Raw genomic sequence first — 22,533 nt, forward strand, 5'->3', positions numbered from 1 at the left:
GAGGTTTTCTTCATGGCTTACTGTAAAAAGTGCGGTACCGTTCTGAAAAAGTATATTGAAATCTGTCCTCTGTGCGGTGCGCCTACAGGCATGGAGAAAACGGATGATTACGGATTTTATGCAGGTAAGGCTCAACATAACGGAAACGGTGAAAACGCTGACTTTTCTGATTCTTCCGAGTACCGCAGCATGAATGCTCAGACCGGAGACGCAATTACAGACGAGGAGTCGACCTCTCTGGAACAGGGAAATCAGAACAAAGAACAAGACAGCGGAGCGGGACTGCCGGCAGTCATACAGGATGTTTACCAATCCGGACAGAATGAAAAACGCAGGAAACCTGAATCAGACGGCAGAGCCTTTAATCCTGACGATATTTATTTTTACACCAGAACCGAACAATTCCAGAAAACAGTCAGAAAACACTCCGGACAGAAAAAAACTGTCTACCGCATACTGCTGGTAGGTCTTTTTATTTTTGCAGGTGCCGCAGTCTACACTGCCGTCTCCCTGTATGATTTTGACGTATACGGCTCCAGACTGGTTTTCCATAACATGCAGAATTTCAGGAAAAAGCCACTGTCAGATGTGGCGGAAACACTGCACCGGACCAGAAAATGTCTTTTGGACAGCGGAGCAATGAATTACTATGCTCCGAATACAAAGGTAAAAATTCCACATCATTCCAGCTGTCACATGTCCGGAGAAAACCAGAACGTGCAGATTAATGTTTCCAGCAGCGGAACCGTCACGGCTGTTTTCAGCTCTCCGGAAACAGACTACATTGTTGAACCGTTTTACGCGTCCGGTAAGGAAAAGAAAATAGTATGGAAAGTATCACAAACATCAGCATGCATCGCCAGATACAGCTGTGATGACGTGGATCCGAATACTCTGTAGCCGAAATCAGAACTGCGTACCGGTACTGCCGGCAGACGAAATCAGTTCGGAAGCTCTTCGATCTGCGCCTCTGTTCTGTTCTTAAGTTTTTCCAGCTTCTTCTGCTCTCTTCTTCTGGCAAAAAATGCCGAAATCATGGCACTGCATTCTTCTTCGAGAACCCCTGAAGTCACCTCTGGATGGTGATTATGTCTCGGATCCTGCAGAATGTTGAATACCGAAACATCTCCTCCCGTCTTGTAGTCACGGGCACCGTATATCACCCTGCCTATTCTGGCATGAATAATCGCTCCGGAACACATGATGCACGGCTCAAGAGTCACATACAGTCTGGTATCCGTAAGCCTGTAGTTGTCAAGCACACGCCCCGCTTCCCTGATGGCAGCAATCTCCGCATGAGCTGAAGGATCGTTCGCGGAAATCATTTTGTTGTGTCCGCGGGCAATAATACTGTTTCCGGCAACAATCACAGCCCCCACGGGAACTTCTCCGATATCCGCGGCAAGTTCCGCCTCTTTCATCGCTTCACGCATGAAATATTCATCCGAATGTTCCGTCACGTTTACCGGATTCTCATCAGCAGGTAAATTACCGTTGTCCGCCATTGTATGTTCCTCTGCATATAAAAAAACCGGTGCAAAGACATATATCCTTTCACCGGTCTGTTCCGATTGAATAAGATTACAGGGTTCCCTTGTAGTCAGGATCAAATTCACCCATTGCCGGCTTGTTCTGCTGCCAGTACGGAGAATATGAACGGAGTTCGCTGATGATTCCCGGAATCACTTCAATGACACGATCTATTTCAGCTTCCTTGGTAAAACGGCTTAAGCTGAATCTTACGGTACCGTGTGCAGAGGTAAACGGAATCTTCATGGCTCTCATAACATGAGAAGGTTCCAGAGAACCGCTGGTGCAGGCGCTGCCGCTGGTGGCGGCAATTCCGTACTCGTTAAGCTTGAGGAGAATACTTTCACCTTCAACATATTCAAAAGCGATATTGAGGGTGTTTGCGGTTCTGTTTTCCACGTCACCGGTAACAAAGCAGTTTGGAACGGCCTTGAGAATGCCGTACTGCAGACGGTCTCTCAATTCCTTAACGGTATCGTTCATCATAGGAAGATGCATTTTTGCAAGTTCACAGGCAACACCGAGACCTACGATATACGGAGCATTTTCGGTACCTGCCCTGCGGCCGCGTTCCTGATGACCGCCGTGCATGAAGGAACGGAATCTGGTACCGCGACGGAGATAAAGCACGCCCACGCCCTTTGGAGCATGAATCTTATGACCGCTGAAACTCAGCATGTCGATTTTGGTGCGCTTCAGATCAATATCAATCTTGCCTGCCGCCTGTACGCCGTCGGTGTGGAACTGAGCCCCCACTTCCTTGGCCATTTCAGCCATCTGTTCAACCGGGAAGATTGTACCGGTTTCATTGTTTGCCCACATTACGGAAACAATGGCGGTCTTGTCTGACAGAAGTCTGCGGTATTCGTCAAGATCCAGACGGCCTCTGCCGTCAACACCGAGATAATGAACCTTGTAGCCTTTCTTTTCAAGAGTTGCACAGGTGTCAAGAATGGCAGGATGCTCAACCGCGGTGGTAATCACCTCCCTGCGGTCCGGACAGGCGTTGAGGGCGCTCCATAATGCAGTATTGTCTGATTCAGTGGCACAGGAGGTGAAAATAATCTCATCGTCATGTTCGGCTCCCAGAAATTCAGCAACCTGATGTCTTGCCTTGTCGATGGCATGACGTACAGGCTCACCAAACTCGTGCATGGAGCTTGGATTGCCATAATATTCGGTAAAGAATGGAATCATGGCGTTATAAACCAGAGGATCGGTCTTTGTAGTGGCGTTGTTGTCTAAATAAATTCCCTGAGTCATAGTATCTGTCCTGCCTCTTTTAGTGATGAGATGGAGTACCTACGTTAACAACCTGAATGTATTCACCGATGGCTTCCATAATCTGCTGCTGAATCCATGACAGTGTCATATCGGTCATCATACAGCCGGTGCAGGCACCAGAGAGTTCAACTTCAACACGATCAGCGGTAACACGCTTGAGAACCACGCTGCCGCCGTCCTGAGCCAGAGCTGGCTTCATTCTTTCGATAATGTCCACCACGGTCTGATAGAAAGGAACCGCTTCGTTTTCAGGAACATTTTCATCTGCAGGAGCAGTCTGAACGGTAATTTCCTTTTCTTCTGTCTGAGAGGCTCTGTTGGCATGTTCACACTGTCCCTTGTAGTAGGCGTCACCTGCCATTTCATCAAGAGTCTTCTTGATGATTTCCTCAATCTTTTCAATACATGAACCGCATGCGCCGCCGGCCTTGGTATAGTTGGTAACATCCTGAACGGTGCTCAGATTGTTTTCCTTGATAGCTCTGACAATCTTGGCTTCATCGATACCGAAGCATTTGCAGACAAGAGGAGAATCCTCGTGGTCATGAACATATTCTTCACCCTTGTACTGAGCAACCGCTGCTTCAAGGGCTTCACGACCCATTACGGAACAGTGCATTTTTTCGGCAGGAAGACCATCCAGATAATCGGCAACATCCTGATTGGTAATCTTAAGAGCCTCATCAATGGTCTTGCCGATAATCATTTCAGTAAGAGCTGAAGATGAAGCAATGGCACTGCCGCAGCCGAAAGTCTGGAAGCCTGCGTCTTCAATAACGTCAGTTTCCGGATTAACCTTAAGCATCAGACGGAGCGCATCACCGCATGAAATGGAACCAACGTCGCCAATTGCATTCGCATTTTCAACAACCTTGGCATTTCTCGGATGGAAGAAGTGATCTTTTACCTTCTCTGAATAATCCCACATAAATAAATCTGCCTCTCTTAATTAAAAATTTCACAAAGTACGGTTCCGAGGAACTTCCGTATGCAGTGAATACACCGAAACACGCAGTCGTGGTACTTTGGAAAATTAAAAATCGTTCTTTCTCTAAACGCCTGAAATTATAAATCATTAATCACACTTTTATCTGATTTTTTTTATCACCAAGATAAAAATTATCATTTGACAAAAAAAAGATTTTTCCAGACGATGTATTTTACGTTTTTGAATACGCGATCTTTTACCGGAATCTTTATTTATGCTATATTTTCCGTTCACTTAATGAAGAAGGCGTCTGTCATGTCGTCCGGAATATCATGAGAAAAAAACAGTGTATTTTCATCTCTGTTTTTTTCCTGATTCACAGCATACATGATTGATGATTCTTTAACTGTTTATCTAATCAAACGGAACAAGACACCATGCTGAATGCCCAGGAAATCAAAATCATAACCAACGGATACCTGCATCTGCAGTCAAGAGTCATTTACACCGCCTATCTCTCCACCTATTCGGAGAACGGGGAAATCGTTCTGGACTACGTCATGGCTCTCAACAGCATTACCATCATCAGTCAGAACGGCGGTTACGCGTACCGTCCGAATGCCGAGGAAATCAACGGTTACATTCTTGAGCTTATTCGCTTCGGTCTGCTTGAACCTCTTGAAAAGCCGGCATCGGTCGTCAGCGGTCAGGTACCGTATTACAGCGGAATCCGCTGCCGTCTTCCCGCAAGATTTGCAGGAACATCCGAGGAAACCTCATTCCGTCTCTACCCCATGCATGCAGACTGGCAGCCGTCGTCCCAGTTTGCCGAGCAGGCTCAGTTCAGCGGGCTTTCGGACATTTCCTTCAACCTGACGGAACTCAATGAATTCGTAAGCTACTGGATTACCACCAGAGCGGTAAAGGATGATCCCCACTGGAATCTGGCATTCATAAATTTTCTGAAAAGAAAGAGACACGAAATCTGATTCCGCACGGAACGTTTTTTTGCCGTACCGGCTCATGTCATCTGTAGTTAATCAGCACCGTTTCTGTTATAATTGTCACGTTTTTGAACAATGGAAGTATTCTGATTATGCATGACAATATATTCGCGGCTCCCCGTGACCGTATCGGTGATTTTTCTTTTGATGATACTGTGGCAAACGTGTTTCCCGACATGATCAGGAGATCGGTTCCCGGGTATTCGAATATTGTCAGTGCCATCGGCATGTTCACTGCGAAATTTTCCCGTCCCGACACCAAGCTCTATGACCTGGGATGCAGTCTCGGCGCCTGCAGCATTGAAATGAACAGATACGCAGCCGAAGGCTGTGAAGTCATCGGCATCGACAATTCGGAAGCAATGGTAAGCCGTGCCAGAGAAATAGTAAAAGGCTATAAAGGCAACGGAAAAGTGAACATAATTGCCGGAGACATCACCGATTTCGAATTCGAACCGTCATCAGTCGTGGTGCTAAACTTTGTGCTTCAGTTCATCGCTCCGGAAAAACGCGATGCTCTCATGAAAAAGATTGCCGATTCCCTGGTTCCCGGCGGAATCCTCGTACTCAGTGAAAAATTCAAGTTTGCGGATGAAACCATACAGAACACCCTCTTCGACCTGCATCTTGATTTCAAAAAGGCCAACGGATACTCGGATCTTGAAATCAGTCAGAAGAGAACATCTCTTGAAAACGTGCTGATTTCCGATGAAGTTCCGACTCATATCGCCCGTCTGAAAAACTGCGGTTTTTCACACGCGTCGGTATGGTATCAGTGCTTTAATTTCGGCTCGATAATAGCCATAAAGTAAATTTGCAAAAGCAAAAAAAATCTGTTTACCAAAGCACGGCAAAACATTAAACTACGCATCAAATATTATCCGATGCACTTTATGGAGTATTTCTGATGTTTACCCCCTTCAATACCTTTCTGGAAACAATCGCTGGAGACCGGCAGCTCAGCCGCTGGCTCACCAGACTGCCGGCAGATCTGGAAGCTTTTCTGAAATCAGCCGAAGGGCAGGAATTCCGCAGATACGAAAAAATTCTGGAACGTACCAGATCACTGCATGCCGATACCCTGAACCTCAATCAGCCGTACGTGTCATTCGGCAGAGGAGAAGACATCACTCCCGGACAGCACCAGATGCTCAGGGCTCTCTACAGAGAAATGATGCCCTGGCGCAAGGGACCGTACGAATTTTTCGGAGAAAAGGCGGAATCAGAATGGCGCAGCTTCATGAAGTGGGATCGCCTGATTAAAGGAATCACTCCGCTTGCCGGCCGAAAAATCCTTGATGTCGGCTGCGGCAACGGTTACCACATGTGGCGTATGCTCGGCGAGGGAGCCGAAAGAGTAGTGGGTATTGACCCATGCGCTCTGTTCACTGCCCAGTTTGAACTGTTTAAACGCGCAGTTCCTGAAGACATTCAGAAGAAGATTCATCTGCTTCCCCTGGGTATTGAACAGCTGCCTCAGCTTGAAGCGTTCGACACGGTTTTTTCAATGGGAGTGCTGTACCACAGACGCAGTGCCGTTGACCATCTGATGCAGCTTCAGAGCCAGCTGGTACCCGGCGGTGAACTGGTTCTTGAGACCATGGTTATCGAGGGAGACGAGCAGACTGTTCTCATTCCGAAAGACCGTTATGCCAAAATGCCGAACATCTGGTATATACCATCGATCTCATCCTTGGAAAATTTATTGAATAGATGCGGATATATTAATGTAAAATTAATAGACGTATGCATGACAACCACTGAAGAACAGCGCCGTACGGAATTAATGATTACGGAGTCTCTGGAGGATTTTCTGGATCCGCAGGATCACACCAGGACCATTGAAGGTTATCAGGCACCTACAAGAGCCGTATTTACAGCCCAGAAAAAAGGTAGATAAGATATGTTCAGACATACAAAGAAATTATGCTCAGCCATTACACTGATACTTATGACAGTTACCGGCTGTCAGATGGCAAACGACACATCCGGCAGCACCACTCTCAATGCCATCAATGAACTGAGAGATCAGCAGGCAACACTGATTCCGGAGCTTGCCTCAATCAAAGAAGAACTTGCTGACCTCAAGGCATCAAGAACAGCCGAAATGGCCGCTCTCAATGAAAAAATCGAATCCGCGCACAGCAACAGAAAAGAACTTGCGGAAATCAACAGCAACCTGAATTCCCTGCGCACCACCATCAACAGTAAAATGAACAGTCAGGTAGAATCTCCGAAGGAAGTCAAAACCATGAATGCCGACAGTACAAAATTATCAGACGGAAAGATGATCTTCGGTGAAGTTGAATGGATTTACATCGGTGAAGCCGATGCCTCACTTGAAGGCCGTATTGATACCGGTGCCGCCGTATCTTCAATCAGTGCCGTTGATGTTGAGAAGTTTGAAAGAGACGGCAAGACCTGGTACCGCTTCGGTATTCCTCTTACCGAAGACAATACCATCACCATTGAAGCTCCATGGGTACGCAACACTCAGATTAAACAGGCCTCAACCAACGGTAACATTGAAGACAGACCAGTGGTAAAGCTTACCGTCAAGGTTGATTCCTACACCGGAAAGGCGGAATTCTCCTTAAAGAACAGAACCAGTATGGCCTACCCTATCCTTATCGGCCGTGAATTCATCAAGGATATTGCCGTAGTCGATGTTTCAAGACATCACGTACAGAAGAGAATTGAGGCAAACACGGTATTCACAAACTACAAGGATACCACCAAGAAGAATCTGGTTAAGAAAGACAGCAAAAAAGAAGAAATTCCGGCAAAGCCGGCCGACAGTCAGAATGTTCAGACTGCGGGCAACGGAGCCAAACCGGCCAAATAACAAATAATGAGTTTACAAATCTGAAGGTAACCGGTTTGCCTTCAGATTGTTTCTTTTATAGCAGCGGAATCATAAAAGTCACGTTTAAGGAAAACGTCGTACAGAAGTGATTCCTTGATGTTTTAGTATAAAAAAATTCAGGACATGCAATTATGATGAGTCGTGGAGTGTACTACCTTGTTATAGCCTTCCTTCTAATTACGGGCATAAGTTTAATGTGCTATCAGCACTTTACCTTCTCGGTGCCGTGGCTTCCCGGGAAAAAGAACATTGCCTGGGACATTGAAGCAAAGATTACCTTTCAGGCAAATAAGGAAAATCTTCCTGTAAGAGTTTCCTTTGCCATTCCGACACAGCAGCCCGGCTACAAGGTTGTGAATGAAACCACCGCCAGTCCGGACTACGGTCTCAACTACAAGGAAATTAACGGTCAGCAGCGTGCCGAATGGAGCAAGAGACTTGCTTCAGGCAACCAGACTCTTTACTACCGTGTTGAAGTTCTCGCCGATGAAGCATTCAAGAACACCCTGATGACGGTTCCTGAAGTTGCTGAAATACTTGAACCTGAACCATACTATTCCGCACTGATGCAGATTAAGGATGCGGCCTACTCACGCAGCGTGGATCCGTTCACCCTCACCAACGAGATATTCAAGGAACTGCACAATCAGGATCAGAACGCCAAGCTTCTGCTGAACAAGTTCAAGAAAGCTGACATCATCGTAAAGATCCTGAATCTTGCCGGCATTCCAGCACAGCAGGTTACCGCCATCAAGCTTGAAGACGGCAGAAGAAATCAGAAGCTTCTCACCTACATCGCCGTATTCAACGAAAACAATGAATACCATATCTTTGACCCTACCGCTGAAACCATGGGTATCGGCAAGGACGTGTTCATCTGGAATAACAACAACAGTTCCACCATCGACGTTACCGGCGGTGACAATTCAAACGTAAGCTTCTCCATCGTACGTAACTTCATCAGCGATCAGAAGGCTTTCGATCTCAAGCGTAATGCCACCACCTCTCAGGGCAAGGATTACGTAGACCTTTCCGTAAACACTCTTCCTATCGAAGAAAGAGCCGTGTTCAAGAGCGTACTGCTTATACCTATCGGCGTACTCATTGTGGTATTCCTGCGTATAATCGTCGGCCTCAAGACCTCCGGTACCTTCATGCCTGTACTGATTGCCATGTCATTCCTGCAGACCAATCTGTCTGTAGGTCTCATCGGCTTCCTTGCAATTGTGGGCATCGGTCTGATTATCCGTTCATGGCTGTCACACCTGAACCTGCTGCTGGTGGCGAGAATATCAACGGTAATCATAGCGGTTATCGGTATTATCGGTATTCTGAGCTTCATCACCTACAAGGTTGGTATCTCTGACGGTATCAAGATTACCTTCTTCCCTATGATTATTCTTTCATGGACCATCGAAAGAATGTCAATTCTGTGGGAGGAAGAAGGTCCGCGTGAAGTTATGAAACAGGGCTCCGGCTCACTGCTGGTTGCGGTTCTGGCCTACCTTGCCATGAACAGCGCCATCGTTCAGCACGTTACCTTCAATTTCCTCGGTCTCCAGCTGGTTATACTGGCCGCCGTACTGCTCATGGGTAACTACACCGGCTACCGTCTGAGCGAATTAAAGCGTTTCAAGCCGCTTGCCGAACAGATTAACTCACCTACCGGTCAGAAGCTTGAAGCTGACAGACTCAGACAGGAAATCAAAGAGCTGAAAAAGGATCTGTAATATGAATCTGTGGCCTTTTAAAAAATACTGCTCTCCATTTACCCTGGGGCGACTGGGGATAATGGGCATGAACCAGCGTAATGTAAACTACATCGGACGCTATAACGAAAGAGCTCTGTATCCTCTGGTGGACAATAAACTGCTGACCAAGGAACTGGCTCTTAAAAACAAGGTTTCCACCACCAATCTGATTGGCTCAATCAAGCATCAGTACGATGTGGAAAACTTCATTAAAATAGTTAAGGATCGCGACGGCTTCTGCATCAAACCGGCACACGGTTCCGGCGGTAAAGGCATTCTGGTTATCACCAAAACCGATGAAAAAGCCTTCTACAAGCCTAACGGACAGGCTCTGACCGCCATGGATATCGAAAGACACATATCCAATATTCTTGCCGGTCTGTTCTCTCTCGGCGGAAAGCAGGACTTTGCGCTGATTGAAGATCTGATAAATTTTGATGACGTGTTCGCCGATTACAGCTATGAAGGTGTACCTGATGTCCGCGTAATCGTATTCCAGGGATATCCCGTAATGAGTATGATGCGTCTGTCTACCGCAGCTTCGGATGGCAAGGCAAACCTGCATCAGGGAGCCGTGGGCGTAGGCATCTGTCTGCGTTCAGGCAAAGCAGTGAGAGCAGTGCAGTTCAACAATCCGATTGAAAAGCACCCTGACACCGGTGCCCTGCTGGCAAATCTTCAGGTACCGCAGTGGGAAAGCGTACTCAATCTGGCATCAAGCTGCTATGACATGTCCAGACTCGGTTATATCGGTACCGATATAGTTCTCGACAAGAAGAGAGGTCCGCTGCTTCTGGAATTAAACGCACGTCCGGGCATGGCCATTCAGACAGCCAACGGTGCCGGTCTGCTTCCTAGACTTCATTTTGTGGAAGCCTTTATCGAAAAGCACGGTTACCTTCCGCCTGAGGAAAGAGTAAAGGTATCTCAGGAACACTTCGGTGTTCATGCGGTTTAACCGAAAGACATTGCACCCAAAAGCCCGTTATCATACAGATATCGGGCTTTTTTAGGCTCAATGAACCGTGATTACGGTAAAACAGGACGCATTGACCGTATGAACGTACCAGTTCCTGCCGACCGTTCGCATGAAGCATCCGAGCTAAGAATTTCAATTCTGCACCACGCCATGACATCAGCGTCCGTAATGCCGGTATTTTTTCTGATTCTGCTTATTCCGAAAATCTTTCAATGTTCTCAGTCACAGAAACAGCGTCTCCTGTTTAATCTAGATATGCAGTGATATGGTTACGGGGCCGTCATTTTCAAGACGAATCTTCATATCGGCTGCAAATTCCCCGGTCTGCACCCCGGGCTTTACACTTCTGGCATACGCAACAAGTTCGTCATACATCTGTCTGGCCTCCTGCGGCGGCATGGCGGGATCGAAGCTCGGTCTGTTTCCACGATCGGTATCTGCGGCCAGAGTAAACTGGGATACCAGCATGAGATTACCGCCGGCTTCATTGACGTTCAGATTCATCTTACCTTCAGAATCGCTGAAAATGCGGTATTTAAGAATTCTATCGAGCATTCTGCGGGACTTTTCAGCCGTATCCCCCTTTTCAAAGGCAATAAAGGCGAGAACACCGTTTTTCATGGAAGCGATACAGCTGCCGTCAACCGTAATATCAGCGAAATTCACTCTCTGTAGCAGGGCTATCATGTTTATAAATCTCTCCATATAAAAAAATACCACACCCGGAGGTGTGGTACATTTCACCAAAATATTAACAGTATGTCAATATTACTGAATTACAGAGCAGCCTTAGCCTTTTCTACAAGAACAGTAAAGGTTGACTTATCGTTAACAGCGATGTTGGCGAGGATCTTACGATCTAATTCGATAGATGCCTTCTTTAAGCCACATACAAACTTGCTGTATGATAAACCGTTTACGCGAGCAGCAGCGTTAATACGAACGATCCATAACTGACGGAACTGACGCTTCTTCTGACGACGGTCACGATAAGCATACTGACCAGCCTTGGTTACAGCCTGTACGGCAACACGGTAAACACGTGAACGAGCACCGTAATAACCCTTGGCAGCCTTTAAAACCTTCTTATGACGTGCATGAGCGGTAACACCGCGCTTTACTCTTGCCATTTCCTAACTACTCCTCTGTTATGCGTAAGGTAATAAATTAACGATATTACGAAGATCTGACTTATGAATCATAGTCATAGCACGTAAATGACGTTTACGCTTAGTAGACTTCTTGGTCAGGATGTGACGAAGATTACAGTGCTTACGCTTGAAGCCGTTAGCGGTCTTCTTAAAACGCTTATGAGCACCCTTATCAGTTTTCATTTTTGGCATAATAAAAAAACTCCACATTGGAATATTAAAAACACATAATACGGGAGGCGTACATCAGTACAGCACTTTGGTTAACTTCCCCGGATTACTACCTTTTTTTCGGTGATAACACCATGACAGCCTGGCGACCTTCCATCTTAGAGGCAGATTCAACCACAGCAAGGTCTCTGTCGACACAAAGTTCTTTTTCAATACGCTTCATTACGTCGAGACCGATGTCCTGGTGAGCAATTTCACGACCGCGGTAACGCATGGTTACCTTAGCCTTGTCACCGTCTTCCAGGAAACGTATCAGGTTGCGAAGTTTTACCTGATAGTCGCCTTCGTCAGTTGCATGACGGAATTTAATTTCCTTAACCTGCACCTGCTTTTGCTTTTTCTTTTGCTCTTTCTGAGCCTTACTCTTTTCGTAAAGGAATTTACCGTAGTCCATTATACGACATACAGGCGGTTCTGCATTCGGACTGATTTCTACTAAATCAACACCTGCCTCAGTAGCCTTGTTTAAAGCTTCTGAAGAACTCATTATACCTAAAGCTTCACCATCGAGACCGATTAATCTTACTTCACGGTATCTAATTTCACCATTTATTCTGGTTTTATTAGCGGCCTGTTTGCCGGTTTTCTTAACGTTATTAATGGTATTACTCCTCTGCGCTATCAATTCCGCGGCTAATGATATCCTTTTTGATTAAAGAAATCAAGTCAGAAATTGAATAACTACCTAAATCTTCACCCTTTCTGGTTCTTACTGATACAGTACCGTTTTCAACTTCCTTGGCACCGCATACCAGCATGTAAGGAACCTTCATTAAAGTATGTTCTCTTACCTTGAAACCAACCTTTTCGTTTCTGAGATCAGACTTCACGCGGATTCCGGCTTCATCGAGCATATCGGTAACCTTGGCAACATAATCAGCCTGAGCATCGGTAATACCCATAACAACAGCCTGAACAGGAGCCAGCCAGGTTGGGAATGCACCGGCATATTCTTCAGTAAGAATACCGATAAAGCGTTCCATAGAACCGAGGATTGCTCTGTGAATCATAATAGGATTGTGCTTTTCATTGTCTTCACCGATATAGGTGGCTTCAAGTCTCTGAGGGAGGAAGAAGTCCAGCTGTACGGTACCACACTGCCAGTCACGACCCAGACAGTCATGAAGAGTGAATTCAATCTTAGGACCGTAGAAAGCACCTTCACCAGGCTGGTATTCGAAAGCGATGCCGTTTTCGTCAAGAGCCTTAGCAAGATCGTGTTCAGCCTTGTCCCATAACGCATCGTCGCCGATACGCTTTTCAGGTCTGGTTGAAAGCTTAACATCGATGTTCTTGAATCCGAATGAACCGTAAACATCATAAACGAACTTGATACAGTTACTAACTTCAGACATTACCTGATCTTCAGTACAGAACAGATGTGCGTCGTCCTGAGTAAAGCCTCTTACACGCATCATGCCGTGTAAAGAACCTGACGGTTCGTTACGGTGGCACTGACCGAATTCAGCCATTCTGATTGGCAGATCGCGGTATGAGTGCAGACGCTGATTGAAAATCTGGATGTGTGCAGGACAGTTCATAGGCTTAACAGCATAATCTCTGTTTTCAGAACTGGTGGTGAACATTGCTTCTGAGTACTTTGCCCAGTGACCTGAACGTTCCCAGAGCACACGGTCCATCATGAATGGAGTCTTAACTTCAATATACTTGTACTTGTGGAGCTTTTCACGCATAAAGTTTTCGAGAGTACGATAGATGGTCCATCCGTCGTTGTGCCAGAAAATCATGCCTGGAGCTTCCTGCTGCATGTGATAAAGGTCGAGCTGAGGACCAATCTTGCGGTGGTCGCGCTTTGCAGCTTCTTCAAGTCTCTTAAGGTATGCGTCAAGAGCCTTCTTGTCAGCCCATGCGGTACCGTAAATTCTCTGAAGCATCTTGTTCTTTGCATCACCGCGCCAGTATGCACCTGCAGACTTGGTGATCTTGAAGAATTTGCAGAAACGCATGTTAGGAACATGAGGACCGCGACACATATCAATGTATTCAAGATGATGATAGAGAGCAGGATGATCATCGTGAGAGATGTTTTCCTCAAGGATAAGCTGCTTGTACGGCTCGTTTCTTTCGCCGAAAACTTCATGAGCCTTATCCCATGTTACTCTTTCCTTGATTACGTCATATTCGGTCTTTGCAAGTTCATGCATTCTTTCATCAAGCTTTGCAAGATCTTCTTCTGTAAGGGTGTGGTCGAGATCAACGTCATAATAGAAACCGTTGTCGATTACAGGACCGATGGCCATCTTTGTTTCAGGCCAGAGCTGCTTGATGGCATGACCGAGAAGGTGAGCACATGAGTGTCTGATGATCTCAACACCTTCCTGATCCTTTGGAGTGATGATGCTTAAGGTAGCATCTTCGGAAATGAGTTCACAGGCATCAACAAGTTCCCCGTTAACTTTACCAGCAACACAGACTTTGGCTAAACCAGGGCCAATACTCTGAGCAACATCATAAACTGAAACAGGGTTTTCAAAATTTTTAATACTTCCGTCCGGAAGAGTAATAGCAGGCATTATCCTAACCTCTTCTGTACTGATACAAACCAAGTATCATGTACGCAATAAATACAACATCTTTAATAAACACCTGAAAGGACGCCGGCCGCACGGTCGGTTCATCCGGTGTTTGCATAAAAAGTCCCGTCTGATGCAGATGCTTACAAAAACACCCGACGATCAAACTTGTATAATATAATTACACACATGGATTTTTGCAAGTGTTTTAACACCTTAAATCAGGCTTTGCGTACGCTTTTTCATACTCATTTACCTGCACTCGCCGTAATCAGGCAATTCCTACTGAAACACTTTTATTTAACTGTTTCATTACACACCGTCATCCGCCGTGACGACCGTATCGTCATCCGCTGTCGCACGCACGTCTCCGTCCGCATTTCCGATAACGGCACTTTTTGTATATAATATATAATCAGGAGATTGTGCCTGATGCACTTCTCCGCTGATTTATCGGCAAAAGAAACACATAACATATAAGAAAATAATAAAATCCATGGATTCAAACAGCAACAAAGCGCCCATGTACAACAGTACGTACAAGGGAAGTTTAAAAAAAGAAATAATGCAGCAGTTACACCTTGCCATACCTATTCTCATAGGACAGCTGAGTACGTCCCTGCTGGGTTTTATCGACACCATCATGGCCTCAAATCTCGGGATGACGGATCTGGCTGCAATCGCCGTCGGCTGCAGTTTCTGGATTCCTTTTTCCCTGCTCTGCATAGGTCTTTGTCTGGGGCTTTCCCCGATTATTGCCCAGCTGCTCGGTCAGAATAATCCGGAAGAAATTCCGAAGTACACGCACAACGCACTGTTTCCTCTGATGATCGTAACGGCATTTTCCATGATATTCCTGCTGATAATGCCTTCCTTCATGCTTAAATACACCAATCTGGGACCTGAGGTCATTGACAAGGCGGTAAAATACATCGATCTCGTGGTTATAGCTCTGCCTGGACTCAGTCTCTATCACCTGCTTAAAAACACTGCAGAAGGCGTTATGGTAGCTATTCCAACCATGATTATCGGTCTGGTATCAGTTCTTATGAACATTCCTCTTAACTACATATTCATGTACGGAAAACTGGGAATCCCCGAAATGGGCGCCGTGGGCTGCGGCGTGGCCACGGCAATCATCGCATGGACATCCTTCGGGATTATCTACCTTTACTGCAGATACAACAGCAGGCTTAAGGATTTCAACATTCTCAGAAAAAAGGAAAATACCGATTTCTCAATCATCAAGCACGTATCCAGAATCGGTTTTCCGGTTTCCGTTGCCCTGCTGATTGAAAACTTCACCTACTACATTTTCGGCTACGCAACCGGCTTTCTGGGAACTCAGTATACGGCCGCGCATCAGATTGCCAGCATCATCAGCGTTATGGTATTCATGCTTCCTGTAGCAGTGTCTACGGCCGAGGCCATCAGAATCAGCAACAATCTTGCCGTCGGCAGCAAGAGCATGGCCCTGCTTTCGGTTAAAGCAACGGCAATAATCTCTCATGCCATTATCCTTCCGGTCTGTTTTTCAATTTTCTTCTTCCGTCATGAAATCATTTCATTCTTTACGGAGGATCCGGCACTGCACAAACTGGCCGCCCCACTGTTTTTTGCCATACTCGCGTTTCAGGTACAGGACGCACTGTTCGGAATCTGTCTGGGAATCGTTCGCGGATTCAAGGATACCAAAACCATGATGCTCGTGAATTTCGTGGTTCTCTGGTGCATGAGCGCGCCTCTTGGTTATCTGATCGGTTTTACCGATTTCTTCGGCAGAAAATACGGCCTCTATGGTCTGTGGGGCATTCTGGTTTTCTGCTACTGGAGTCTGACCATAGCCTTCGGCGCAAGAAGCATCTACCTCTTCAGACATCATAAATTCAAAATCTACCGTTACTGACAGAGCGGTACCCGGTTCAAACGCCTGAAAATTTGCTAAAAATCTCAAACCGATTCAGGCGTGTGTTCACGTTCCCGGAAAAATTAATATAATATTACCGGTGGTTAATCATCCACCTGTTTTTTATTCCCGTTCCTGAGTTTTTGTATTACGGAGATGACATGTCCAGCCGATATCAACTGATAAAACTTGCTTCTGTACTGCTTTCCCTTTCCGTCCTTTCCCTTTCGTCACAGGCCGCCGCCAGCGACCAGAACGAAACTCAGAAAACATCCTGCTTCAAAACCGACGGCATGAGTCAGGCCGCGGAAAAAGCCTATAAGGAATGTTTTAAGGCATACAGCGAAAGAGATGAAAATGCTCCGAAAATCTGTTTGAAATCAGCCGAAAAGCACCAGGATCCGCGTGTCTACTACCTGCTTGCCAGAATTGAAAGTGAAGGCATTCACAAGATGCCCAACCAGGGAAAATACATTGATCTCATGAAAAAATCTGCGGAAAGTTCCTTCCCTCCGGCTGACGAGGCCCTTGCCGAAATCATTCTTGATAACTACATTCAGCAGTTTCCTCACAACAAGGCCACCGGCGAACAGGGGCTTTTTTATCTTAACAGAGCCGCGGCATGCGGTAACGAAAAGGCTCAGTACATACTGGCAGAAATGAAACTGCATGACGACTATGATGAACTTGTACCCTACGACATCGGCAAAGGCAACAGGGAAATGCTTGATCTTCTGGAAAAAGGGAATGACCACGTACGGCTTTATGCTGCCAAATGGCTTCTTGAGAAAAAAGACATCATCGACAAAATATCCGCACAGCTAGAAGAGAGAAAAAACAGTAAGGGGATTGATGCGGTTTTCCTTTCCCACATCATAAACGAATATCAGAAAGATCATGATTATCCGGTAAATCTCATGGAAGCCGCCGCCCAGAAATCCGGGCTCAAACAGGCCTACCTGAATCTTTTTGAATTCTACCGCCACAATGATGACATAAGCAGCAAACTGAGAGGTCTTATGTTTGCCGAAGCATACAGAGTATGCCGTGGCATCCCGCCATCAGGAGAACAGAAGGATGAAATCAAAATCATGATCGAAAAGACCGGAGAAAAAATAGTTAACGACGCCCTGGAATCAGGCAGACAGACCGCTGTCAACGTCGGATGCAACTAAAAGCGGAAACGGATGTCAAAAACAGTATACCTGAGGCGGTGAAACGCACGGAGGACGTCAAAAGTTCCTGTTGCAAACACCGTTAAGCAGTATATACTAGATATCCGTGCAAACAGTGCGTGCTTAAACAGCGGAAAACTGCCGGCGTATTTTTCCGGTTAAAAAGTGCGCTCCGTACGGTATGAATACGAAAAATTCAGTAAATATCTCAGTAATTATCATTAAAATAAAAAGATATTTTGATTTAAGGTATTCTTTGACTGTAAGATTATGTAAGTTTTACAGCCTGTTAATCTCAAAGATACCTGAATACTTGGTAAGGATAAGGGAAACGGTGCTCATCCCTCCGTCACGAAACGACGGACTTTCGCACCCAGAAACATATATGAAAAAAGCAACAGTCAGATTTTTATCAGTCATCGGAATTACCCTTGTGATGCTATTTGAGGCGGGATGCGCCTACAGACCGGATCTGCATCAGGGAAACTTCACGGAACAGAAGGACGTTGACAAGCTCCGTGTAGGCATGACCCAGGAACAGGTAAAATTCGTGCTCGGAACACCTATGCTTCTTGATCCTCTTGATGACTCAAGATGGTACTACATCAACTTCGTCCGCGAGGGCTGGAATGCTCCTGAGTACCGGACTCTGATAGTTATCTTTGATGAAGACAGGGTTGTACGTGAAATCTCCGGCGATTTTCAGAAGCCGCAGAAATTCTATACTCCACTTACACAGTACTGAGACTAATCATCGGGGAAGCATATGAAAATCGGCTGGCTGATTCTTGCCTTTTTTGTCAGTGGTTGCGTTACCATACCGGAAAGAAACCCGGCTAAGCTTCCTCTGCATCTCAACACCTTCAAGGCATCAAACAACGGCATTTTCACCGACAGACCAGACCTTGACTACAAATTCAACGCCTATTCAAAGGAATGCGGTATCGCAATTTATCAGAGTGCCGACAAACTGGCGGAACTCTTTGCCTCAACACTTGACAGGAACTCCCCTGACTATCTGTATCTGCAGCAGTCAGGTTTTCTGTACGAATACAACCAGTGCATGACTCTTGCAAAAGACAACATCAGAGTACGTACCGTAGACTTCAAAAAATACATGGCTGCACAAAACGGTTCCGCAGCGAACGAAAAGACATCCGCATCAAAAACCGGCGAACAGACGGACAAAGCTCAGCAGAAGCCCGATAGTCAGAAAACCGGTACCGCAAATTCAGCGGACGCATCTTCAGCAATGAAAAACATACCGAAAAGAAGAGCTTTTCCGGTTAACAGGGATTTTCAGAACAGCTACAACAATCTGGCGGCAGCCAAGCCTAAGACTCCGGAAGATATTGCGGCCATTATCCTCGATTTCTATCTGATGAAGGATTATAACAGTGCCAACGCCTGGCAGAACGAACTGTCTGGAGTTCTTACCAGGGAAGACAACATTTCCCCGGAACTTTATGTAGCCAGATACTTTTTCAGGCATAAGGAAACCAGGGACATCGGATACAAAATGCTGGAAGACTACGCCGCATACGGCAGTGTCAGAGCGCTGGAAATTCTGGATACGGCATCAGGCATAAAATACCGAAACGAACATCCGATGTGCCAGAAAAAATACCAGAAAATTGTGGAAATGCATACCAGGGATGACGAGTAGAAAAATACTGTCTGCTCCGCGATTCACGCTCTTTTCAGTTCACCGGCAGGTCATTACCCCATAAAATCCGCAGTTCAGCCGTCACAACTGATAAATTTTTGGATAGGTTCACACACACCCGCCGTTCGTAATTGTATGATAGAACACGTGTGTTTAACGTATCAGAGGAGCCCTTTCAGGCTCATTCCTCCCCTGAACGTAAATGATAATTTGAATAATAACGGGACAGCAGATGTCAGAAAACAATACTAATAATACCAGCACCGGCAGCGGTTCAGAACCGGTTATCGACAATCACAAGCTTGAACAGGCCATTGTAAATCTCAATGAATCCAACACTCAGATCAATACCCAGAGAGTTATTCAGCTTCTCTGCAGCGCGAAACTGGTGGTTCCGTTCAATATTTCTGATGAAGACAAGGCTGTCAGAACCGAAGAAAAGAAAAACAGTCAGGGTGAAGTAATAATCAACAAGGGCGCATCCATAAATCTGGTGTTCCTGACCAATGAAGAACAGGAAACCTACTGCCCGGTGTTCACCTCCAAGGAAGAATCCGACAAAATGACCATTCCGTGCTCAGGCATGTTCGTTCAGCCTTTCATGGCACTCGCAAAGGCTGTTACTGCAGATAATCTCGGCATCAAGGGGATGGTTATCAATCCTTTCGGTATGGCCATGACACTCTCTGTTCCTCTTCTCAAGGACATTATCAAAAGAGCTGAGGAGCAGTCCAGAAACCGCAACTATACTCTCAAGGCGGGAGAAAAGGTGGTAATCACCGAACCGGATGCCTCAGCCAAGACGCTCACCGACATCGTTACTGCCGTGGTAAGAAACCACAAGTGTATCGAAAGAGCCTTTTTGAGAAAGATGATAAGGCCGCAGGCTGAAACCGCAAACAACTCCAGCTACCTGATTATTCTGGATTCCAGTGATCCTGATGAGGACATCACTCATCTTTTCAGGGATCTCGGAAAGCTGTGTACTCCTCACGTCAAGGACATGCCGCTGGATTTTCTGCGATACGATGAAGACAACAACTTCATTAAGGAAGCGCTTGCCGGAGCAAAACCTTTTTACCGCAAAAAGAAATTCGGAATTTTTTAATTCCGGATTTGTTGAAACGGCGGGCATAAACGCCGTTCCGTTCTGATTCTGTTAATTCATGGAAGTAAGATTATTTATGAAAAACGATGTTTTAATGGCTAAAGAATTAAGCTGGATCTCTTTCAATGAAAGAGTTCTGCAGGAAGCTCAGGATCCGAGTGTACCAATTATTGAAAGAGTACGCTTTCTGGGCATTTATTCCAGTAATCAGGACGAATTCTTCAAGGTTAAGATCGCCGAACTGAAAAGACAGGTCATGATTGACGAGGAAAACAATCAGAACTCTCCCGCAAGACAGCTGCTGAAGAAGGCTCTCGCCAGAGTAAAACAGTTGGGCAAGGTTTTCGACAAGACCTACAAGGAACTGATGGAAGAGCTCAAGACCCACAACATCTATCTTCTTGACGAAAATCAGATTTCCGAAACACAGCGTGAATGGGTCAGAAACTTCTTCCGCGCCAACGTGCTCAAACACATCAGCCCGGTAATCATCAATGAAAACATAGACCTGGTAACCTTTCTCAAGGATAAATATCCTTATCTTTTTGTAAAAATGAGCAAAAAGAATAAAAAGGACCAGTACGCTCTTATTGAAATTCCGACTGACAATCTGCCAAGATTCATTCAGATTCCGTCAGACAACAGGAAAGATAAGGTGCTGATGATTCTTGATAACGTAATCCGCATCGGCCTCAACCGCATTTTCCGCGGGCTTTTTGATTATGACGAAATCTGTGCCTACACCGTGAAAATGAACAGAGATGCCGAATATGACCTTTCCGCTCAGATTGACAGAACCCTGCTCGAAAACATGTCACAGAGTCTCAAGCAGAGACTTATCGCCATGCCGGTCCGCGTAGCCTACGACAGGGAAATGCCAAAGGGGATGGTTGAGCAGTTCATCAATCAGCTGCACATCAAAGACATGGATTCCGTAATGGACGGCGGCAGATACCACAACTTCAAGGATTTCATCAGTTTTCCGAATGTGGGAAGGGAATACCTTGAACACACCAAGCTTCCGGCTCTGAACTCCAACAGATTCGATCAGGCAAGCAACATGTTTCAGGCTATAGCGGCCGGGGACATTCTGCTTTACTACCCTTACCATTCATTCAGATATTTCACGGAACTTCTGCGTCAGGCATCTTACGATCCGGCAGTAAGATCCATAAAGATAAATATCTACCGCGTGGCCAGCAACAGCCGTGTTATCAACTCCCTGATTGATGCCGCCAACAACGGCAAGAATGTTACCGTGGTGGTGGAACTCAAGGCAAGATTTGATGAAGAGAACAATATCCGCTGGGCCAGCAGACTTACCGAAGCCGGCGTAAAGGTGCTGTTCGGCATGCCTAGTCTCAAGATTCACTCAAAGCTCTGTCTCATCACCAGAATCGAGAACGGAGGCATTGTCCGTTATGCCCACATCGGCACCGGTAACTTCAATGAAAAAACGGCTAAAATCTACACAGACTTCGCCCTCTTCACAAAGAACCAGGACCTTACCGAAGAAGTGGAAAAGGTGTTCGACTTCATTGAGTACCCTTACACCAGACCTAAGTTCAATCATCTGATGGTATCCCCTATCAATTCACGTAAAAAGATTTATGAACTGATTGAAAACGAAGTCAAGAATGTTCAGGCCGGTCTTGAAGCCAGAATCATTCTGAAGGTCAACAACCTCGTGGACAAAGCTCTGATCGATAAACTGTATCTGGCTTCCCAGGCGGGTGTAAAAATTGACATTATCGTCAGAGGCATGTGTTCTCTGCTTCCGGGTGTTCCGGGATTAAGCGACAATATCAAGGGCATCAGCATAGTTGACCGTTTCCTTGAACATCCTCGCATCATGTACTTCCATAACAACGGAGATGTTAAGCTTTACATATCATCAGCCGACTGGATGACCAGAAATCTTGATTTAAGAATTGAGGTAGGTACGCCAATCTACGATCCTGAACTGAAGAATCACATTCTTAACATTCTCAATATTCAGCTGAATGACAACATGAAAGCCAGAATCATCAATAAAGAACAGGACAACCAGTACGTTCAGAGAGGCAATCACAGGAAGATCCGCTCCCAGATAGCCATCTATGAATACGTACAGACTCATGAAAGAAACCTCAGTCTGCTGAATCCGATAGCTGACGAGAAAAAGACGGATAAAAAAACGACAAAGGTTAAAAAGGCTGATAAAAAGGCGAAATAAACACTGATGTCAGAGATTAATCCCGGTATCACGCATACCGGGATTTTCATTTAAGGATCCGACTGTTGAACTGCCGGCTAATCAGGAAGATAAGACCTTATACCGTTTCGCAGTTCCTTTTGCCAGTCACTGCTTTTTCCCCCTTGAATCCCCGAAAACTTTTGGTTCTATAATTTTAACGTCAGGAATCAAAGTGTCTTTAACC

General features: G+C 45.8%; 21 protein-coding genes. 13 read left to right on the forward strand and 8 right to left on the reverse strand.

Annotation, left to right across the window (positions count from 1 at the left end):
• Nucleotides 1–12: 12 nt before the first annotated feature.
• Complete coding sequence (locus tag BMY80_RS03795) at nt 13–900, forward strand: hypothetical protein (RefSeq protein ID WP_093141056.1); 888 nt, start codon at nt 13–15, stop codon at nt 898–900.
• Nucleotides 901–941: 41 nt separating this feature from the next.
• Here BMY80_RS03795 and tadA read toward each other — a convergent pair whose 3' ends face one another.
• The 3 genes from tadA to nifU all read right to left on the reverse strand — a co-directional run bounded on the left by tadA (nt 942) and on the right by nifU (nt 3,742).
• Nucleotides 942–1,505, reverse strand: coding sequence for a tRNA adenosine(34) deaminase TadA (gene tadA, locus BMY80_RS03800; RefSeq protein ID WP_093141059.1), 564 nt, complete (start codon nt 1,503–1,505; stop codon nt 942–944).
• Between the two features lie 76 nt (nt 1,506–1,581).
• The gene (gene nifS, locus BMY80_RS03805) at nt 1,582–2,793 is read right to left on the reverse strand and encodes a cysteine desulfurase NifS (RefSeq protein WP_093141062.1); all 1,212 of its coding nucleotides are present in this window, start codon (nt 2,791–2,793) and stop codon (nt 1,582–1,584) included.
• Nucleotides 2,794–2,812: 19 nt separating this feature from the next.
• Nucleotides 2,813–3,742 (reverse strand): Fe-S cluster assembly protein NifU, encoded by a 930-nt coding sequence (gene nifU / locus BMY80_RS03810; protein ID WP_093141066.1) that lies wholly within the window; start codon nt 3,740–3,742, stop codon nt 2,813–2,815.
• 437 nt (nt 3,743–4,179) lie between these two features.
• Between nifU and BMY80_RS03815 the strand changes: the two genes are divergently transcribed.
• The 6 genes from BMY80_RS03815 (at nt 4,180) to BMY80_RS03840 (ending at nt 10,321) form a co-directional block, all read left to right on the forward strand.
• Nucleotides 4,180–4,731 carry a DnaT-like ssDNA-binding domain-containing protein gene (locus BMY80_RS03815; protein WP_093141069.1) on the forward strand — a complete coding sequence of 184 codons (552 nt, stop codon included), beginning with the start codon at nt 4,180–4,182 and terminating at the stop codon, nt 4,729–4,731.
• A 107-nt stretch (nt 4,732–4,838) separates the two neighbouring features.
• A complete protein-coding gene (gene cmoA, locus BMY80_RS03820) occupies nt 4,839–5,558 on the forward strand; it encodes a carboxy-S-adenosyl-L-methionine synthase CmoA (RefSeq protein WP_031579408.1) in 720 nt (239 codons plus the stop codon).
• A gap of 95 nt (nt 5,559–5,653) precedes the next feature.
• Nucleotides 5,654–6,646: a tRNA 5-methoxyuridine(34)/uridine 5-oxyacetic acid(34) synthase CmoB gene (gene cmoB, locus BMY80_RS03825; RefSeq protein WP_093141072.1), complete on the forward strand. Its 993-nt coding sequence runs from the start codon at nt 5,654–5,656 to the stop codon at nt 6,644–6,646.
• A 3-nt stretch (nt 6,647–6,649) separates the two neighbouring features.
• On the forward strand, nt 6,650–7,591 hold the full coding sequence (locus BMY80_RS03830) for an ATP-dependent zinc protease family protein (RefSeq protein ID WP_093141075.1): 942 nt from the start codon (nt 6,650–6,652) through the stop codon (nt 7,589–7,591).
• Nucleotides 7,592–7,743: 152 nt separating this feature from the next.
• On the forward strand, nt 7,744–9,342 hold the full coding sequence (locus BMY80_RS03835) for an inactive transglutaminase family protein (RefSeq protein ID WP_037319162.1): 1,599 nt from the start codon (nt 7,744–7,746) through the stop codon (nt 9,340–9,342).
• Between the two features lie 7 nt (nt 9,343–9,349).
• Nucleotides 9,350–10,321, forward strand: coding sequence for an alpha-L-glutamate ligase-like protein (locus tag BMY80_RS03840; RefSeq protein ID WP_031579404.1), 972 nt, complete (start codon nt 9,350–9,352; stop codon nt 10,319–10,321).
• 270 nt (nt 10,322–10,591) lie between these two features.
• Here BMY80_RS03840 and dtd read toward each other — a convergent pair whose 3' ends face one another.
• The 5 genes from dtd to thrS form a co-directional block, all read right to left on the reverse strand.
• Nucleotides 10,592–11,029 carry a D-aminoacyl-tRNA deacylase gene (gene dtd / locus BMY80_RS03850; RefSeq protein WP_093141085.1) on the reverse strand — a complete coding sequence of 146 codons (438 nt, stop codon included), beginning with the start codon at nt 11,027–11,029 and terminating at the stop codon, nt 10,592–10,594.
• An 89-nt stretch (nt 11,030–11,118) separates the two neighbouring features.
• Nucleotides 11,119–11,472 (reverse strand): 50S ribosomal protein L20, encoded by a 354-nt coding sequence (gene rplT, locus BMY80_RS03855; RefSeq protein ID WP_031579401.1) that lies wholly within the window; start codon nt 11,470–11,472, stop codon nt 11,119–11,121.
• Nucleotides 11,473–11,490: 18 nt separating this feature from the next.
• A complete protein-coding gene (gene rpmI / locus BMY80_RS03860; RefSeq protein ID WP_031579400.1) occupies nt 11,491–11,685 on the reverse strand; it encodes a 50S ribosomal protein L35 in 195 nt (64 codons plus the stop codon).
• An 88-nt stretch (nt 11,686–11,773) separates the two neighbouring features.
• A complete protein-coding gene (gene infC / locus BMY80_RS03865) occupies nt 11,774–12,349 on the reverse strand; it encodes a translation initiation factor IF-3 (RefSeq protein WP_425441291.1) in 576 nt (191 codons plus the stop codon).
• The gene (gene thrS, locus BMY80_RS03870) at nt 12,330–14,258 is read right to left on the reverse strand and encodes a threonine--tRNA ligase (protein ID WP_031579398.1); all 1,929 of its coding nucleotides are present in this window, start codon (nt 14,256–14,258) and stop codon (nt 12,330–12,332) included. Before thrS ends, infC begins: the two co-directional genes overlap by 20 nt.
• Before the next feature lie 496 nt (nt 14,259–14,754).
• Here thrS and BMY80_RS03875 point away from each other — a divergent pair, with 496 nt between their 5' ends.
• The 6 genes from BMY80_RS03875 to ppk1 all read left to right on the forward strand — a co-directional run bounded on the left by BMY80_RS03875 (nt 14,755) and on the right by ppk1 (nt 22,328).
• Nucleotides 14,755–16,164, forward strand: a complete 1,410-nt coding sequence (locus BMY80_RS03875; RefSeq protein WP_093141088.1) for an MATE family efflux transporter — start codon at nt 14,755–14,757, stop codon at nt 16,162–16,164.
• Between the two features lie 161 nt (nt 16,165–16,325).
• Nucleotides 16,326–17,339: an SEL1-like repeat protein gene (locus BMY80_RS03880; protein WP_093141092.1), complete on the forward strand. Its 1,014-nt coding sequence runs from the start codon at nt 16,326–16,328 to the stop codon at nt 17,337–17,339.
• 385 nt (nt 17,340–17,724) lie between these two features.
• Nucleotides 17,725–18,084, forward strand: coding sequence for an outer membrane protein assembly factor BamE (locus BMY80_RS03885; protein ID WP_177178485.1), 360 nt, complete (start codon nt 17,725–17,727; stop codon nt 18,082–18,084).
• 21 nt (nt 18,085–18,105) lie between these two features.
• Nucleotides 18,106–19,005 carry a hypothetical protein gene (locus BMY80_RS03890; RefSeq protein ID WP_093141094.1) on the forward strand — a complete coding sequence of 300 codons (900 nt, stop codon included), beginning with the start codon at nt 18,106–18,108 and terminating at the stop codon, nt 19,003–19,005.
• Between the two features lie 232 nt (nt 19,006–19,237).
• Nucleotides 19,238–20,113, forward strand: coding sequence for an enhanced serine sensitivity protein SseB C-terminal domain-containing protein (locus BMY80_RS03895; RefSeq protein WP_093141097.1), 876 nt, complete (start codon nt 19,238–19,240; stop codon nt 20,111–20,113).
• 76 nt (nt 20,114–20,189) lie between these two features.
• Nucleotides 20,190–22,328 carry a polyphosphate kinase 1 gene (gene ppk1 / locus BMY80_RS03900; RefSeq protein WP_093141099.1) on the forward strand — a complete coding sequence of 713 codons (2,139 nt, stop codon included), beginning with the start codon at nt 20,190–20,192 and terminating at the stop codon, nt 22,326–22,328.
• Nucleotides 22,329–22,533 lie beyond the last annotated feature (205 nt).

Origin of the sequence: Ruminobacter amylophilus (assembly GCF_900115655.1) — a bacterium.
Classification (GTDB): Bacteria; Pseudomonadota; Gammaproteobacteria; order Enterobacterales; family Succinivibrionaceae; genus Ruminobacter; species Ruminobacter amylophilus.